The sequence below is a fragment of the Lentzea sp. NPDC051208 genome (assembly GCF_040682435.1).
In the GTDB taxonomy this organism is placed as follows: Bacteria; Actinomycetota; Actinomycetes; order Mycobacteriales; family Pseudonocardiaceae; genus Lentzea; species Lentzea kristufekii.
This window is the reverse complement of record NZ_JBFBAW010000013.1, coordinates 195,027-211,229: the sequence shown is the minus strand read 5'-3', so window position 1 is coordinate 211,229 and position 16,203 is coordinate 195,027. Positions and strand designations below refer to the sequence as shown.

The window sequence follows — 16,203 nt, the reverse complement described above, 5'->3', positions numbered from 1 at the left end:
CGCCGACACCGGCTGGGAGCCGCACGCCGTCTACGCGAACCTCGACCGCCTGGCGGCGCACGCCAAAAGACACGGCATCCCGTACCTGCGCCGCTCCAACTTCTCCCGCCGAGCCATGCGCCCCGCCGCCGACGGCAACCTCAAGCGCACCGCACCGCCCGCGCGCATCGAACCGGTCCAACCCGGACTGACCTTCCACGGCTTCCGGCACAGTCACAAGACATGGATGATCGCCGACGGTGTCCCCGAGATCGCTCAAGCCGCGCGCTTGGGACACACCCTCGAAGACAAATGCAGAAGGTCTACTCCCACATCGCCGCCGAAGTCGAACACTGGCTCATCACCGGCCTGCAAGATCGCTGGGACAAAGCTGTCGCCGACTCGCTCACACCGGAACCACACACCCGCTGGCGCCGCCCTTGATCACCGGCACCGATGGGCGCTTCCTTTGGCGCAGAAGCCAACGGCGTCCTGGCCACTATCGAAGCTGCATCACGTTGGTGTGGCGCGCCCGCCCAAAGCCGGCCACGTCCAACCCGGCCACATCCAGCTCGGCTGCAGCTATCACGGCTACGACGAGCGGCGCGGTCGTGGCGTGGACGGACGCCTGTGTCCGCGTGCACGTCCCGTCTCAACGAAGCCGGCGGACCCGCAGCACGGCATCGTTCGAGGTTCCGGCCTCGCCCGCAGGTCCGGTCACCTCCCGGGCGCGCACCTCGTCGGTTTCCACCGCCCACTTCCCAGGTCCTGCCCGCAGCACGTCGAGGATCGTGGAATTGGGGACGAGTTGGTCGGCCAGGAAGTCCGGCGCTGGTCCGGCCGACCACGAAGGGAAGCCAGCGTGACTGATGACCAATAACGTCCCGCCAGGCGCGACGGCAGCGGCGGCCGAGACGAAGACCCCCTCCCGCTCACGCGGACCGGCCACCGGCGAATGCAGGAACTGAGCTGACACCAGGTCGAAGACACCGGCAGGGAATGAGCGCGTGAGGTCGCGCTCCTGCCAGTCGATCTGGTCAGCCACACCGGCTCTGGCAGCGGCGGCAGCGGCCTGGGCCAGCACCGTCGCGGACACGTCGACTGCGGTGACCCGCCACCCGCGCTCTGCGAGCCAGATGGCATCGCTTCCGGCCCCGCAACCGAGGTCCAGAGCTGTTCCAGGCGGAAGATCGCTCACCTCACCGACGAGGAGGGGGTTCGGCCGAGCCACCCAGTCGACAGGCGGTTGCCAACCCGCGTAGAACCCGTCCCAGTAGGTCTGCGCGGTATCGGTCGGCACGGGCGCGGGCATCGTCCCGCGTGGCGTCCTCGGCGCGGCGTCAGTCATGCGACCACCCTCGCCAAGCAGGTGCGTTGGACACAACGCTTCTTGCCGGAACGGCAAGAGCATCTACACGTTCACCGGTCCTCAACGCACAGCTGCCTGTAGCGCAAGCGGACCAGCCCGATCATCCTGAGCGCCGTTCGCAATCCAGGTCGAGTTCCTGGAGGTTCGAGGGCGGTGGGCAGGTCAAAGGGTTGGTCGAGATTCCCGCTGCGCGTCCCTCCCCGCGCGGAACACGTCCGGTTCGAGATAGATGACCCGCGCGATCGGGACTTCAGCTCGTACCCGTTGTTCAGCGGCGTCGATGGCCGTCACGATGTGGGCACCGGTGGCTGATTCGCTGACGGCGACCTTGGCGGCGACCAGCAGCTCATCGGGGCCCAGATGCAGGGTTCGCAGGTGGATGACCGACTCCACGCCCTGGCCTGGCAGCGCCTTGGCGATCGCGGCCTGGTGCTCGGGGGTGGCGCTTTCACCGATGAGCAGCGACTTCATCTCTACCGCGAGAACGACGGCGATGACGATCAGGAGCAGGCCGATCATCGCGGTGCCAGCGGCGTCCCACCGTCCCTCGCCGGTGATCAGAGTCATGGTCACGCCGATCAGCGCGAACACCAGGCCGCACAGCGCGCCCAGGTCTTCCAGCAGGATGACTGGCAGCTCGGGTGCCTTGGCGGTGCGGATGAACCGCGCCCAGGACCGGCTGCCGCGCACGCGGTTGGACTCGAGTACCGCGGTGCGCAGTGCGTAGCCCTCCAGGACCATGGCCACCAGCAGGACCACGATCGGGACCCACTGCCACGAGTCGATCGGGCGCGGGTCGGCCCACTTGTGCCACGCCTCGTAGAGCGCGAACAGGCCGCCGAGGCTGAACAGCACGATGGACACGATGAAGCCGTAGACGTAGCGCTCGCGTCCGTAACCGAAGGGGTGTTCCGGCGTGGCCGCCCGCTTGGCGCGCTTACCACCGAGCAGCAGCAGTGCCTGGTTGCTGGTGTCGGCCACCGAGTGGACCGACTCGGCGAGCATCGATGAGGACGCGGTCAGCAGGAACGCGACGAATTTGGTCACGGCGATGCCCAGGTTGGCGAACATGGCCGTGACGACGGCTTTGGTGCTTCCTTCGGTTGCCACGAGCGCACCTTAGGACGGGATCACCCGCGTCGTGCGGTGACCTGCGGAATCAGCCGCTAGCGTGTGCGGTTCGAACTGCACAGCGGGGAGTGACACGGTCCGAATGGACGGCTACGGGTTCAACATCGCCCTTGTCGGGGTGTTGGTGCTGGTCAACGCATTGTTCGCAGGCAGTGAGATGGCGTTGATCTCGCTGCGCGAGGGACAGCTGCGCACCTTGGAGCGCGCCAACGGCAGAGGTGCGCGGACGCTGGTGAGGCTCGCTCGCGACCCGAACCGGTTCCTCGCCACCATCCAGATCGGCATCACCCTGGCCGGCTTCCTGGCCTCGGCGACTGCGGCCGTGTCACTGTCCGAGCCGCTCGTGCCGCTGCTCGGGTTCCTCGGCGGCGCTGCCTCGGGCGTGGCGGTGGCGCTGGTGACGATCGTGCTGACCTTCTTTACTCTCGTGTTCGGTGAGCTCGCGCCCAAGCGGCTGGCCATGCAGTACGCGCTGCGCTGGGCGTTGCTCGTGGCACGACCGCTGGACGTGCTGTCGACGATCTCGCGGCCCGCGGTGTGGGTGTTGAGCGCCTCGACGAACCTGGTCGTGCGCGTCTTCGGAGGCAATCCCAACGCCGAGTCCGAGCAGCTTTCATCGGAGGAGTTGCGAGAGCTGGTGAAGAGCCAGCGAGGACTCAACCCGGAACAACGCGAGATCATCTTCGGTGCGCTGGAGATCCACGAACGCCGCCTGCGTGAAGTGCTGGTGCCCCGGCGGTCGGTCTTCATCCTGTCCGACGACCTCGACACCGCGAGCGCGCGCACGGCCCTCGCCGCGACGGGTCACTCCCGCGCGCCGGTCGTGCGCGATGGGCACCTGGACGACGTGGTCGGTCTGGTCAACCTCCGCGATTTGCTCGACGACGACGTGAAGCTGGCGGAGGTCGTGCGCGAGCCGCTCGTGTTCCCGGACTCGGTGAGGGTGTCGGAAGCGTTGCGGCGGTTCAAGGCCGAGCGCGAGCAGTTCGGTCTGGTCATGGACGAGCACGGCGCTGTCGCCGGCATCGTCACGCTTGAGGACCTGCTCGAGGAGATCGTCGGTGAGATCTACGACGAGGCCGATCGCGACGTCATGGCGGTGACACGAGCCGAGGACGGCTCGCTCGTGCTGCCCGGCACGTTCCCGATCCACGACCTCGTCGACGTCGGTATCGAGCTGCCGGAAGCGCCCGAGGGCAACTATTCCACGATCGCAGGCCTGGTGCTCATGTTGCTCGGCAGGATCCCCGAGGAGCCGGGTGACACGGTGACCGTGTCGGGGTGGAACGTCGAGGTCCTGTCCGTTGCGCACCACGCCATCACCTCGGTGCGGATGCGCAGGCTGCCGTAGCCGTTACGGCAGCATCGTGTCCGGCGGGATTTGCAGCGCGATGGTGATCAACGAGTGCACCCGCGTCGCGATGACCGCCAGCAGGCCCTGCATCTCGGGTGCGGCGCCGTCCGCGGCCGTCTGCAACGTCTGGAGGTCGACGTCGATGCGGTCCAGGATCGCTGTGACGTCGGATGCTCGGGTGCTCAACGCCGTGGAGATCTCCTCCAGGGGAACACCGTGGACTTCCAGACGTTGAACCAGGTGGATCCGATCCACGTCGGCTTGGGAGTAGAGACGATAGTTCGACGCGGTGCGCTGGGCGGGGCTGATCAGGCCCAACGTCGTGTAGTAGTCGACGGTGCGGATGCTGACGCCCGCTCGCGCGGCCAGTTCGCCGATCTTGAGCAACGCTTCGCTCACGTTCACCTCCTTCCAGCAACCATACAGTGCCGCGTGCTACTGTTGGTTCATGTCTGAAGAAGCCGACATCGACGGCTGTAGTAGTACGCCGGGGCGAACCCGGCTGAACGTTCTCAACGCCGCGAGTGCGGCATGTTGATCCTCTCCGGCCTGCTGGCGATCGTGGCGCTCACCGCCGCCACCGGCTATTTCGTGGCCCAGGAGTTCGCGTACATGGCGGTCGACCGCGGTCGGCTGCAGCAGATGGCCGAGGCCGGCGACAAAGCCGCCGAGCGTGCCTATCGCGTGACGCAGAAGCTCTCGTTCATGCTGTCCGGTGCACAGTTCGGCATCACGGTGACGGCGCTGCTCGTCGGTTACGTGGCCGAGCCGCTGCTCGGCACCGGCCTGGCGAACCTGCTCGGGCTGCCCGAGTCGTTCGGTGTTCCCCTGGCCATGGCCGTGGCACTGATCTTCGCCACCGTCGTGCAGATGGTCCTGGGTGAGCTGCTGCCGAAGAACCTCGCGATCGCGAAGCCCGAAGCGCTTGCCAAGTGGCTGAGCTCGTCCACGCTGGTCTACCTCAAGATCGCCGGTCCGATGGTTCGGTTGTTCGACACGGTGGCCAACAAGCTGTTGCGCTCCATCGGGATCGAACCGGTGGAGGAACTGCCGCAGGGCGCTACCCCGGAGGACCTCAAGCAGATCGTCGGCGACGCGGGGGAGCAGGGTCACCTCGACCCGGAGCTCGCCCAGCTGCTCGACCGCGGTCTCGACTTCCGCGAGCTGGCGGCCGAGCAGGCGATGACGCCGCGGGTGAACGTGCACTGGGTGCGGTTCGACGAGCCCGCCTCGCGCGTGGTGGAGCTGCTCGACACCGGCCACTCCCGTTTTCCCGTGGTGGGCGACGACCTGGACGACATCCGGGGCGTCGTGGGCCTGGCCGAGGTCTTGGCCCTCACCCCCGAACAGCGGCCCGCCACGCCGATCGGTGAGATCGCCGCGCCCGCGCTCGTGGTGCCTGCGACGTTGCCGCTGCCGGCCGTGCTGGAGCGGCTGCGAAGCGAACGCCGTCAGCTCGCCTGCGTGCTCGACGAGTTCGGCGGCTTCGCCGGGATCGTCTCGCTGGAGGACCTCGCCGAGGAACTCGTCGGTGAGATCCACGACGAGGACGACCTGATCGAGGACACGATCGAACGTCTCGACGACGCCAGGTGGCAGGTGCCCGGACGCATGCGGCTGGACGAGGTCGAGGACACGACCGGTGTCGCGCTGCCGCTGGACGACGCCTACGACACCGTCTCCGGCCTTCTGCTGCACCAGCTGGGTCGCACCGCCGAGGTGGGCGACGAGATCGAGCTGGACGGCGTGACCGTGCTCGTCACCGCTGTGGCACGCAACGTGCCCGAAAGCGTGGTCCTGACGTCACGAGTCCGGGAGGAGGCCCGATGAGTACCGGAATGTCTCTCGCTATCTCCTTCGTCCTGCTGGCGCTCAACGCCTTCTTCGTCGCCGCCGAGTTCGCGTTGATCGCGTCCAAGCGGCACCGGCTGGAGCAGGAGGCCCAGACGTCGCGCGCGGCACGCGCCGCCGTCGCCGGCGTGCGCGAGCTCTCGCTGATGCTCGCGGGTGCCCAGCTGGGCATCACGCTGTGCACCCTCGGACTCGGCGCGCTGGCCAAGCCGGCCGTCGCCGATCTGCTCGACCCGCTGCTCACGGCGGTGGGCCTGCCGGACGGTGTCGCGTACGGCGTCGCGTTCGCGATCAGCCTGGTGCTGGTGGTGTTCCTGCACATGGTCGTGGGCGAGATGGCGCCGAAGTCCTGGGCGATCTCGCACCCCGAGAAGTCGGCGCTGATGCTGGCGCTGCCGTTCCGGGCGTTCGCGCACTCCGTCCGCTGGATCCTCAGTGGACTCAACAACACCACGAACAGCCTGCTGCGCCTGATGAAGGTCGAGCCGCAGGACGAGCTGGCGCAGGCGCACCGGCCTGAGGACCTTCGGCTGCTGGTGCGGCAGTCCGCCGAGCACGGCCTCATCGGTGAGCACCAGCAACGACTGCTGACCCGCATGCTGCAGGTGCAGAAGACGACGCTGCGCGAGGTCATGGTGCCGATGGAGGAGACCTCCACCGTCACCGAGCAGACCACGGCCCGCGCGATCGAGCGCCGCAGCCTCCAGTGTGGACGGTCACGCTTCCCCGTGACAGATGTGCGCGGTCACTACGTCGGCCTGGTGCACATCCGCGAGGCCATGCGTGCCACTGCCCGTGGCGAGGACCCGGACGCCCGCTCGTTGATGGGCCCCGTGCTCACGCTGCAAGCCGGAATGCCGGTGGCCGCGGCCGTCACCGCGATGAAGGCGGACCGCGCGCAACTCGCGCTCGTATCCGACGACGACCGAGTGGTCGGTATCGCGGCGCTCGAAGACCTGCTCGAAGAGCTCATCGGCGACTTCGACGACGAGACCGACGCACCGCGCGTTGCGGTGCGCCAGAACTAACTCACACCCCAGTCCCCTCAGGAGGAGACTTGTTCAAGCGGATGCTCAGCGCGTTCGGCGTCGGTGGCCCGTCCGTCGACACCGTGCTGGACTCGCCACACGCCGCGCCCGGCCAGGTGGTCACCGGGCAGGTGCGCATCCAGGGTGGCAGCGCGGACGCCGAGATCGGCCAGGTCGTGCTGTCGCTCGTCACCCGCGTCGAGGTCGAGCACGGTGACCACGAGTTCGGCGGTGTGTCGGAGTTCTTCCGCATGGTCGTGCAGCAGGGCGTGCGCGTCCCTGCCGGTCAGCTGATCTCGATTCCGTTCCAGCTGCCGATGCCGTGGGAGACGCCGATCACCGCGGTCGGTGGTGGCCCGCTGCCCGGCATGACCGTCGGCGTGCGCACCGAGCTCGTGATCGCGGGCGCCCCCGACAAGGGCGACCTCGACCCCGTGCTGGTGCACCCGCTACCGTCGCAGGACGCGGTGCTCAACGCGTTCGGGCAGCTCGGTTTCTCGTTCCGCAGCGCGGACGTCGAGGCCGGCCGCCTGCACGGCGTGCCCCAGGAGCTCGGTTTCTACCAGGAGATCGAGTTCTTCCCGCCCGGCCAATTCGCCGGTCAGGTCTCACAGGTCGAGCTGACGTTCGTGGCGAACCCGCACGAGCTGTACGTGATCCTGGAAGCCGACAAGCGCGGCGGCATGTTCTCCTCCGGTGGTGACGCGTTCGGTCACTTCCACGCATCGCACCAGGAGGCGCAGGGCACCGACTGGGCGTCGGCGATCAACGGCTGGCTCGCCCAGGTCGCCCAGCGCGGCCACGCGAACCCGGCGTTCGGCGGCGGGCACGCGGGTCACAACCCGGCGTTCGGCGGCCAGCCTGGTTACGGCCATCAGCCTGGCTATGGGCACCAGCCCGGCTACGGTGGCCACCACGGTTACGACCAGCACGGTCACCACGGCGGTCACCACCGCAGCGGTCCCGGCATCGGCGGCGTGGTCGCCGCGGGTGCGGCCGGGGTCGTGGGTGGCATGGTCCTCGGTGAGGTCATGGAAGACGTCTTCGAGGGCGACGACGGCGGTGACATGGCGTTCGAGGAGTGATCGTTGTGCCGGGCGGGGTATCGGCGGCGGCCCTGCTCGGCACCTTCGGCGCCGACGAACTCGGCGTCGGCGACACCCGTGGCATCGACTGGATCGAGCTGATCATCCAGATCGCGCTCGCCGTCAGAGACGTCAGTCTCGTGACGGGAATGTACGGCCGCAAGAAGCTGGAGCGGCCATCAGGACCGGCGCGGCAGGCGATCACCGCTCCCAAAGTGTCTTCGCCTGCCGCGCCGCCCTCTTCGCACCTCACGCATGACATCACTCGGGACAGGGAGTAGGCCGCACAGTTGGAATAAATGCTCAGCCCCGAGCTGTGGGTCGCGTTCGGCACCCTCCTGTTGCTGGAGGTCGTGCCCGCTAGCCCTGATCACTCGGCTGCTGCTGCTCGCCTTGCTGTCGTGGGTCATCGGCATGACTGCACCGCTGTTCACCCGTGCTGGGGCAGGAGATCTCCGGCCGGGACGTGATCCTGCTGCTCGGCGGGCTGGTCCTGCTCGGTAAAGCCACCTACGAGATCCACGAGCAACTCGAGGGTTCGGAGCACGGCACCACTCGCAAAGAGGTGTCGTTCGCGTCGGTGATCGTCAAGTGAGCAGCAGGCGCTCACTCACTTCCTATTGCACCTGGGCGACGCCGCCGTACCCGAGTGGCCGCGCCGCGTTTGTCTGCTCCGGAGGGCTCTCGGGCCGCCAGTCCGGCAGGCACACCAGGCCTGGCTCTACCAGCCGCATCCCCTCGTCGAACCAGCCGAGGATCTCCTGATGGGTGCGGACGTACACGTGCTCGTCGGCGGCGGCGTAGGCGCCCACGAGCCGCGCCACCTCGGCCTGCAGTTCGGCACCGGCCTGTTCACTGGCGATGTGCGAGATCGCGACGACGCTGCCGGGCGCCAGCCGCCGCCGGTAGGTCGCGACCAGCTCGCCGGGCTGGTCGTCGTCGGAGATGAACAGCAGCACTCCGACCATCAGCAGCGCGACCGGCTCGGAGAAATCGAGCAGCCGCCGGGTCTCGGGGTGATCGAGGATGCTCTCCGGCTCCCGGATGTCGGCCTGGATGATAGTTGCGAACGGGTTGCCCGCTAGCAGCTGCCGGGCGTGGGCGTAGGCCACCGGCTCGTAGTCGACGTACACCACGCGGCACTCCAGGTCGACTTGCTGGGTGATCTCGTGAACGTTGCCGACGGTCGGGATGCCCGATCCGAGGTCGAGGAACTGGCGGATGCCCTGGTCGAGACAGAACCTGACCACCCGGCCCAGGAACGACCGGTTGAGCTTGGTGACGGCCGGCACCGAGGGCGCGATCTGCAGCACCTGGTCGGCAAACGCGCGGTCGACGGCGAAGTTGTGGGCGCCGCCCAGAAAATAGTCGTAGGCGCGGGCGGCCGACGGCACGCTGAGGTCCACGTCGGTGCGTGGCTCGAAGGACGAGGAGGACACGGCGCTGCGCCTTCCGGAGAACGTGGCTGGTTCCAGGATCACCGAGACTAGCTGCAATGCACACCTGTGTAACCCTGCAGACTGACGACTGCGGAAGCTCGACAACAGTCTCCTCGCGGTGTCGCCCGTCAACGCTGATCACCCGAAATGGTCCGGCGCGCATCCACCCCTTGATGTGCTGGATCAGTCCTTGTTCCCGGTTCAAGTAGGGCACCTGTGGTCGGCACATGACCCGGAGGTGGTGGAGCACGTGCATCACGACCTGAGCCAGTCACGACCATCTGTACGACGCGGTGCTCGCGGGCGGCGCGTGGCGGCACGCGCACGAGCACCGCATCGACGACCACCACGAGTGCTGGCCGCGTTAGCAAAGTTGTGCGCAGCTGGGGCAGGTTCCGGTAATCGTCACGCGCACGAGCACGTCGGTGAATGCCAGTGCTTCGTCGGGTGTCCAGTCCGGCGGCCTCGATGAGAGCCGAGATCTCGACTGTTGTGCGGCGTTCCGAGCAGACGAGATGGTGGTGCGGTCGCCACGACGTGGCGCTGCTCACGGCCAGGACAATCCACATGGGACGGAGACGAGGAGAGCACGGCTGACGACCGGCAGGCCGAGGTTCGCGGCGCGTTCGACGCGGCGGCAGCGGACTCCACGGCCCTGGGACGCCACCTGTGCGAACCGATCGGCACGGCCGCCGTCAAGATCGCCGATCCGCAGCTCGGCGACGCGTCCTCGACGCCTGCTGTGGGTACCGGTACTTCGGTGGTTCCCGCGGCGCGACTCGTCGGTCAGGCTGGGCTCGTCGACGCCGGCGACCTGTCCCGGCCCATGATCGACGAGTTGCGGCGGTCTTCTTCTCGAGCATGACAGCTGGAACCAACCGCCTGATCAGCCACGCATGCGCTGGCGGTCGAGTGGTGTTCACGATCTGAAGGACGACGCGATGGTCGCAACCGGTCAGCACCTCGGTCGCGCCATCGCCGAGGCGACGAACACCCGGCTGGACGCCGTGCGCATGCTCTATCTGGCGTCGCCACCCCGTTTGCGAACGATGAGGTGGGGTGCAGTATCGGCTGAAGTGGTGACGCCAGCGAGTTCGTTCGGCTTCTGGACAAGGACGTACGCCTCTGACGAAGGCCACTGCCCTCCGCTGCTGACACTCCGGAGGTTCCAGGCCGGACGGCACGAGTCGCCGAAGGTGAGGCCTGTGCACGTCGGTCGTATGTGCTGCGCTACTCGGGTGAACGACTGAGATGCGGTATTCATGCGCATAACCTAATATGATGTTGCGTTCGGTAAGGGCGCTAGGGCATCCGGGTGGCGTGATGCCCGGGACATCGACAGGAGATCGCTCATGACGACGGCACATCTCGAACACACCGACCACGGCCACGTGCACGGCGAGGGATGCGGCCATGTGGCCGTTCCGCATGGTGACCACGTGGACTACGCGCACGACGGTCACCTTCACCGGGTGCACGACGGGCACTTCGACGAGTGCGAGCCGGCCGACCACCTTGCCCACTCCGACCACGGCCATGCGCACGGTGAGGGATGTGGCCATGTGGCCGTTCCGCATGGTGACCACGTGGATTACGTGCACGATGGACACCGCCACGCCGTTCACGGCGAGCACTACGACGACCACTGACCCACGCTGCTCATCCGACAGGTCTGAATTCGGTGAGCGGGCCTGCCGGGGCTTCAGGCAGACCTTCAGGTTCGCCGCGCGCAACTCGGCGTGCGGCGCCTGGTCAAAGGCTGGCGACCAGGTAGTACAGCGCGCTCACGGTGGCCGCAACGACGATGACGACAGCCGTGGTCTGGACCCACCGCTTGTTCATGCCCGCCTCCGTGCTCGGTAGTGGCGCTGGCTGCGGGGTGGTGGCCGTCGCGTCGACGGTCGGGCAAGAGCCTGCACTGGTGACCACTCCCTGCCAAGTAGAACGCGCGGCTCCCGGCTCGTCTGGCCGACTTCCACCCCGCTGAGGCTTCGCGTCATTCGCCGCCGAGCCCAACGCGGCGTCCGCATCGTCCTGATCGTGCTGGACGAACCGACCGTCGCGCTGGGCACTGAAACCGCGCTGGGCACTGAAACCGCGCTGGGCACTGAAACCGAAGTGGTCGTTCAACAGGCCGCCGACAACCCGGTCACCGGCAAGGCGGACGTGGTCAACGCGCACACGCTGTCCACCGTGGTCGGTGCGGACCAGATCCTTGTTCGAAGAAAGCTGGATGGTGCGACGCGCACATCGAGCTGATCGAGCGGGACTGCCGACACGCGCACATGTGACGGACTCCGAGAAGTAAGGGCCTGTCCCAGGCTGATCGTCCGCTACTGAACATCAAGCGGTGCGTGAACTCGCAGCCGGTGGTCGCAGGTCGTTCTGCTCGACTGCCGAGCGCGACACACTGATTTAAAACGACAATCGTTTCCGTTAAGCTTGGTCCATGGGAGTCGAGCTCGTACTGGTGGCCGGTCTGACGCCGCATGACGTGGCCGAGGAGATCTGGCGCGCGCTGCCCGGTGCGGTGCTGGTCCGCCACGATCTGCGTGATCTCGCCGGGGGAGTGGTGCGTCGCTGGGTCGACGGTGAGCTGACCGTGCTGGAACTGGCGCACGGCTGCGTGTCCTGCACGTTGCGCCTGGACCTGCTCCCGCTGCTGGAACGCTTGAGTGGCCGGGTGGTCATCGATCTGGATCCGGCGTTGGAGCCCGAAGCGGTCTGCTTCGCCCTGAGGGAGATCGACGTCAGGATCGAGGCGGTGGTCACCGTGGTCGACCGGGCGAACTGGCTGACCGATGCCACCGGCGGGGACACGTTGGAGGAACGCGGCTTGGCTGCCGCCACCGATGACGATCGCACGGTGGCGCAGGTCGTGGTGGGGCAGGCCGAGTTCGCCGACGCGCTCGTGCTGACCGGACCCGGCGACGACGCGGTGCTGGATGCCGTGCTCGACCGGCTCAACCCACGCGCACCCCGGACGATCCGATCCGGGCTGGACGTGACCGCTCTGCTGGCCGCCATCCCGGCCGACGCCCGCAGGGGCCGCTTCGACGACGGCTTCGGCACGCTGCTGCACGGGCAGCCACCGCTGGAACCGGCACGAGGTGTGTCGATCGTCCACTTCACCGAACGCCGCCCGTTCCACCCCGCGCGGCTGCACGAGGCGATCGACACCTTGCTCGACGGTGTGGTGCGCACGCGAGGCCGGGTGTGGCTGGCCAGCCAGCCGGACGCCGCGCTGTGGCTGGAGTCCGCCGGCGGCGGACTGAGCGTGGGCAACCTGGGGCCGTGGCTGGCGGCGGTGGAGGACTGGTCGGACGTCCCGCCGGACCGGCGCGCGATGGCTTCGGCGACCTGGCATCCGCAGTACGGCGACCGTTCCCAGGAGCTGGTGGTGATCACCGCGACCGCGTCGCCGGAGGAGATCACCGCCGCACTGCACGGCGCACTGGTGACCGACGAGGAACTGGCGCTCGCCGACGAGCTGGAGTTCGTCGACCCGTTCGCCGAGTGGCACGACGAGATGGAGGGGTTGTGAACCAGGCCTTGCTGACAGGAGGTGCGGAATGTGCGCCCGGCTCAGACCGCGAACCGACCACGAGCGCAGCATCCTGCACGTGCTCGAATCCGAGCGGAGATTCCTGACCGTCGCACAAGTCCGGGACCGCATGACGGCGGCAGGCCGCTCCACCCGTCTGGCCACTGTGTATCAGTGCGTCAACCGGCTGGTCGATGCCGGAGTCCTCGAGCGGTTGACCATCCGATCGGGCGCAGCTGTCTACGGGCTCCGCCCGGCCTGCCGAAGCCGTCATCGCCTCATGTGTGCCGGGTGCGCGCTGGTCGTGAACGCGGACGACGGCGAAGTGGCCGAATGGGTCGCGAAAACAGCGGCTCTGCACGGCTTCACGGTCACCGACGATTCGGTGCTCCTGTCCGGGACCTGTGCGGCCTGCACGGAACCTGGTCCAGAACAGTCGAACGTCGTCGAGTTGCCGGCATCGGCCGGCAGTGGCATCGATCGACACGCTCTGGACCTCACGGATCGTGTCAGTGAGGAAAGGACGGGATGAGCACACGTCGAGAGAACTCCAAGCCGGATCCGGCCGCCGGCTTCACGGCCGTCATCTGCGGCGCCTGCTCGGACGGGGAGCAGGATCTCGAGTTCCTGCGTGAGGCGGTCCGCCGTAGCGCGCACGGGATGCTGATGCGAATCAACTGTCCTCTTGGGACCATGTACTGCCACGGCAGGAAAGCGTCGGCGAGCGCAGGGCCGGTCATTCTGGTGCAACCGTGCACCATCAGCCGTAGTCCCGTAGGGTCCGCTGTCATCGTCGGTCCGGTGCGGACCGCTGACGATCTCGCCGCTGTGGCGAGCTGGCTGGGAACCACTCCCGTCGACGGGAGCGAGCTTCCGCCGCGACTGCGAATGATCCAGCACTCACGGCAACAGTCCGTTTGGAACTGACGTGAGGTCCTTCACCGCCTCTTACTGCGGGTTCGGGCCGGTCTCGGCTGCCCGGGTCAGCTGGCGAATCCTGCGCCGGACGCGCCACAGGGCGACGAGGATCGCGGTGAGCAGCAGCAGGGCGCCGAGCGCGCTCCAGGGAATCGCCCAGACCGTGGTCTTGGCGGTAGCGGTCGTGACCGCGCCCGCGAGGTCCTGTCCTGCCGAAGCGAGAGGTTCGGCTTCCCCGTGAACGGTGAGCGGGCCCAGCGGCCACACGCCCGTGAGAGTGCGGGTGAACGTGATGGCGCCGCCGGGGAGGAGTTCGGTCGCGGTGTCTCCGGTCCATCGGGTGCCGCCCAGTCCGAACAGGCCTTCCACGCGCACCGATGGGCGGACCGCGAGGCGGACGTTGCCGTCGTTGACCACGGTCCAGGTCACGTCGACCTCGCCGGGTGCGGCGGGGTTGGCCGTGCCGCGGTAGCCGGCCGTGGGCTGGTCGACGCGCAGGTTCGGGGTGACCGGGCCGGCGACCCGGACGTAGAGCCTGGCGCCGACGCGCCGTTCGACCTGGACCTGGGCGTTGGTGGTGAGGGCGGCGACCAGGCCGCCGACGTGGTCGCCGGGTTCGGCGTCCGGGGGCACGGTCATGCGGAACGGCACGACGGTGGTGGAGCGCGGTTTGAGAACGATCTTCGGCTGGGTGACGGAGATCCAGGCGCCCAGGGACGGCGAGGGTTCGTCACGGGCGAGCAGGTCGAAGCCGCCGGTCGCGGTGTTGACGGCGTCAGCGGCGTAGAGGTCGACGGTCAGCTCACCCTCGCCCAGGTTGCGCACGGCGATGTGGTCGTCGTAGCGCATGCCCGGCTCGACAACGTAGTCGAACTGCGTGCGGCCGTTCGGCCCGGCGGCGTTGGCAGGGGCGACTGACCAGGTCAGCCTGCCGTCCTCCTGCGCGGGTTGCGCCGCTGCGGGCGTTGCGGAAACCAACGCGAGTGCGACGATCAGGGCGGCGGCCAACGGACTTCTCACGTGGTGCTCCGTAGGAACGGACGGGTGCGGGGTGGCCCCGCACCCGTCCTGGTCCGTTATCAGATGGCGGTCAGGATGAGCATCGCCTGGTAGGCGCCCGGCGCGGTCTCGACCGGGGCCTCCAGGGTCAGGCCGGCACCGAGCTGGGCGGTGCCGCGACCCGCGCCCGCCGAGGCGGTGGCGAGCTGCGACCACGTGGCCAGGCCGTTGCCGGTGGCGAAGCCGGAAGCCACCTGCGGGCCCGCGGTCACCGTCTGGCCCGTCGACGCGGAGAGCACGTTCGGCGTCCAGCCGAGGTACTTGCCACCGAGCTGGCCACCGTCGACCGTGGTGAACGCGCGCACGCGGCCGGACGCGGTCCAGCCGGGGTTGTCGGCGCGGGTGTCGGTCACCGTGATCGGCTTGAGCGCGCCCGCGGCGGTGAACCGGTCAGCCGCCGGGTTGAGGGTCAGCGCGCCCAGGTCGACCTCGCGGTTCTCCGGGGCGACGCTGATGGCCAGCACGCCCTCCTGCGCGGACAGCGTGGTCGTGATGGCCGGGCCGTTGACCGGGTCGTTGCCGTGGTCGTCCACGACGATGACGGCCGGCTCGGACTCGGCGATGACCGCGTGGTCGTGGTTGTAGAGCACGGCCTTGACCTGACGGCCGTTGTCCGCGGTGCGCACCACGAAGCCGTACTTCCCGGTGAGCGCACCGGAAACCACGGACCACTCGGTCGCGCCCGCCGCCTTGGTGAACCAGTGGTAGTGGTTCTCGTCGGTGACGGGGTTCTGCACCGCGGTCAGCGCCGCGACGCCACCGGCGTGGTAGTGGGCCGACAGGCCGGTGATCGACAACTGGGTCGCCGGCGTTTCCGGACCGGAGGACAGCTCCTCGCCGACGAAGACGGTGTAGGTCACCGGCGGGATCGTCACCGGGGTGCCGCCGGGCGGCGTCGCGGTGGCGCTGACGGTCAGCGCGTACTCGCCCTGCTCGGTGAAGCCCCAGTTGCCGTGCTCGTGGTCGGCGGCGCTGGTGAACGACTTCGGCCCGCCCTCCGCGGAGGCCAGGAAGACGTTCGGCCCCTCCTCGCCGTTCTGCCACAGCGCGAACGCGCCGGGGCCCCGCAGCGAATCGAGGGTGTAGGTCACCGACGTGCCGTCGGCCACCGCCGAGCTGTAGCCGAAGCCCGCGAACACCTGACCGGGCTGCGAGTTCTGCGGCAGCACGTAGTAGGTCTCGCCCTGGGCCTTCCACCCCGGCAGGGTGGCGATCGAGGCGCTGACGGTGCGGGACGCCACCGAAGGCTTGGCGTGCACGGTCAGGTCACCAGGGGCGACGTTGCCGCTCCCGGTGTGCGCCGTGAGCACGTGGGCGGAGTTCTGGACGTCCACGTAGAACAGGTCGACGTGTCCGTCGGAGACGACCACCTTTTCCTGGGCCGCGGCGGTCCCGGCCAGCGGGCCCGCGATCAGCCCCAGAGCGGCGAGCGCCACGACGGCGGCT

Annotated in this window: 18 protein-coding genes; 12 read left to right on the top strand and 6 right to left on the bottom strand. The window is 68.4% G+C overall.

Translation table 11 applies throughout. From position 1 onward, the window contains the following. Positions 1-291 precede the first annotated feature (291 nt). On the top strand, positions 292-423 hold the full coding sequence (locus tag AB0M48_RS29845; protein ID WP_363848355.1) for a hypothetical protein: 132 nt from the start codon (positions 292-294) through the stop codon (positions 421-423). A gap of 208 nt (positions 424-631) precedes the next feature. Here AB0M48_RS29845 and AB0M48_RS29840 read toward each other — a convergent pair whose 3' ends face one another. Beyond that, positions 632-1,327: a methyltransferase domain-containing protein gene (locus AB0M48_RS29840; RefSeq protein ID WP_363848353.1), complete on the bottom strand. Its 696-nt coding sequence runs from the start codon at positions 1,325-1,327 to the stop codon at positions 632-634. Positions 1,328-1,510: 183 nt separating this feature from the next. Beyond that, complete coding sequence (locus tag AB0M48_RS29835; protein WP_363848351.1) at positions 1,511-2,458, bottom strand: cation diffusion facilitator family transporter; 948 nt, start codon at positions 2,456-2,458, stop codon at positions 1,511-1,513. Positions 2,459-2,561: 103 nt separating this feature from the next. Between AB0M48_RS29835 and AB0M48_RS29830 the strand changes: the two genes are divergently transcribed. Beyond that, complete coding sequence (locus AB0M48_RS29830) at positions 2,562-3,830, top strand: hemolysin family protein (protein WP_363848349.1); 1,269 nt, start codon at positions 2,562-2,564, stop codon at positions 3,828-3,830. A 3-nt stretch (positions 3,831-3,833) separates the two neighbouring features. Here AB0M48_RS29830 and AB0M48_RS29825 read toward each other — a convergent pair whose 3' ends face one another. After that, complete coding sequence (locus AB0M48_RS29825) at positions 3,834-4,232, bottom strand: MerR family transcriptional regulator (RefSeq protein WP_363848346.1); 399 nt, start codon at positions 4,230-4,232, stop codon at positions 3,834-3,836. 132 nt (positions 4,233-4,364) lie between these two features. On the opposite strand from AB0M48_RS29825, the gene AB0M48_RS29820 reads away from it, so the two are divergent. The 5 genes from AB0M48_RS29820 (at position 4,365) to AB0M48_RS29800 (ending at position 8,392) form a co-directional block, all read left to right on the top strand. After that, a complete protein-coding gene (locus AB0M48_RS29820; RefSeq protein WP_363848343.1) occupies positions 4,365-5,663 on the top strand; it encodes a hemolysin family protein in 1,299 nt (432 codons plus the stop codon). Beyond that, complete coding sequence (locus tag AB0M48_RS29815; protein ID WP_363848341.1) at positions 5,660-6,712, top strand: hemolysin family protein; 1,053 nt, start codon at positions 5,660-5,662, stop codon at positions 6,710-6,712. Before AB0M48_RS29820 ends, AB0M48_RS29815 begins: the two co-directional genes overlap by 4 nt. Before the next feature lie 29 nt (positions 6,713-6,741). After that, a complete protein-coding gene (locus AB0M48_RS29810; RefSeq protein WP_363848339.1) occupies positions 6,742-7,797 on the top strand; it encodes a sporulation protein in 1,056 nt (351 codons plus the stop codon). Beyond that, positions 7,794-8,078: a hypothetical protein gene (locus AB0M48_RS29805; RefSeq protein WP_363848336.1), complete on the top strand. Its 285-nt coding sequence runs from the start codon at positions 7,794-7,796 to the stop codon at positions 8,076-8,078. The genes AB0M48_RS29810 and AB0M48_RS29805 overlap by 4 nt, the downstream gene beginning before the upstream one ends. A 155-nt stretch (positions 8,079-8,233) precedes the next feature. Continuing rightward, positions 8,234-8,392 carry a hypothetical protein gene (locus AB0M48_RS29800; RefSeq protein ID WP_363848333.1) on the top strand — a complete coding sequence of 53 codons (159 nt, stop codon included), beginning with the start codon at positions 8,234-8,236 and terminating at the stop codon, positions 8,390-8,392. 22 nt (positions 8,393-8,414) lie between these two features. Here the strand turns inward: AB0M48_RS29800 and AB0M48_RS29795 are convergent, their stop codons facing one another. Continuing rightward, entirely contained in the window at positions 8,415-9,236 is an 822-nt protein-coding gene (locus AB0M48_RS29795) for an SAM-dependent methyltransferase (protein WP_363848331.1), read from the bottom strand. A gap of 490 nt (positions 9,237-9,726) precedes the next feature. Here AB0M48_RS29795 and AB0M48_RS29790 point away from each other — a divergent pair, with 490 nt between their 5' ends. From AB0M48_RS29790 to AB0M48_RS29770, 5 genes are all read left to right on the top strand, one after another. Then, positions 9,727-10,101: a hypothetical protein gene (locus AB0M48_RS29790; RefSeq protein WP_363848328.1), complete on the top strand. Its 375-nt coding sequence runs from the start codon at positions 9,727-9,729 to the stop codon at positions 10,099-10,101. 487 nt (positions 10,102-10,588) lie between these two features. Then, positions 10,589-10,885 (top strand): hypothetical protein, encoded by a 297-nt coding sequence (locus AB0M48_RS29785; protein WP_363848326.1) that lies wholly within the window; start codon positions 10,589-10,591, stop codon positions 10,883-10,885. Between the two features lie 391 nt (positions 10,886-11,276). After that, entirely contained in the window at positions 11,277-11,495 is a 219-nt protein-coding gene (locus AB0M48_RS29780) for a hypothetical protein (protein WP_363848323.1), read from the top strand. A gap of 190 nt (positions 11,496-11,685) precedes the next feature. After that, positions 11,686-12,780 carry a GTP-binding protein gene (locus AB0M48_RS29775; RefSeq protein WP_363848320.1) on the top strand — a complete coding sequence of 365 codons (1,095 nt, stop codon included), beginning with the start codon at positions 11,686-11,688 and terminating at the stop codon, positions 12,778-12,780. A 28-nt stretch (positions 12,781-12,808) separates the two neighbouring features. After that, positions 12,809-13,312, top strand: coding sequence for a transcriptional repressor (locus AB0M48_RS29770; RefSeq protein WP_363848317.1), 504 nt, complete (start codon positions 12,809-12,811; stop codon positions 13,310-13,312). A gap of 416 nt (positions 13,313-13,728) precedes the next feature. Here AB0M48_RS29770 and AB0M48_RS29765 read toward each other — a convergent pair whose 3' ends face one another. After that, the gene (locus tag AB0M48_RS29765; RefSeq protein ID WP_363848314.1) at positions 13,729-14,718 is read right to left on the bottom strand and encodes a DUF916 domain-containing protein; all 990 of its coding nucleotides are present in this window, start codon (positions 14,716-14,718) and stop codon (positions 13,729-13,731) included. A 59-nt stretch (positions 14,719-14,777) separates the two neighbouring features. Further along, a complete protein-coding gene (locus AB0M48_RS29760; RefSeq protein ID WP_363848311.1) occupies positions 14,778-16,193 on the bottom strand; it encodes a choice-of-anchor M domain-containing protein in 1,416 nt (471 codons plus the stop codon). Positions 16,194-16,203 lie beyond the last annotated feature (10 nt).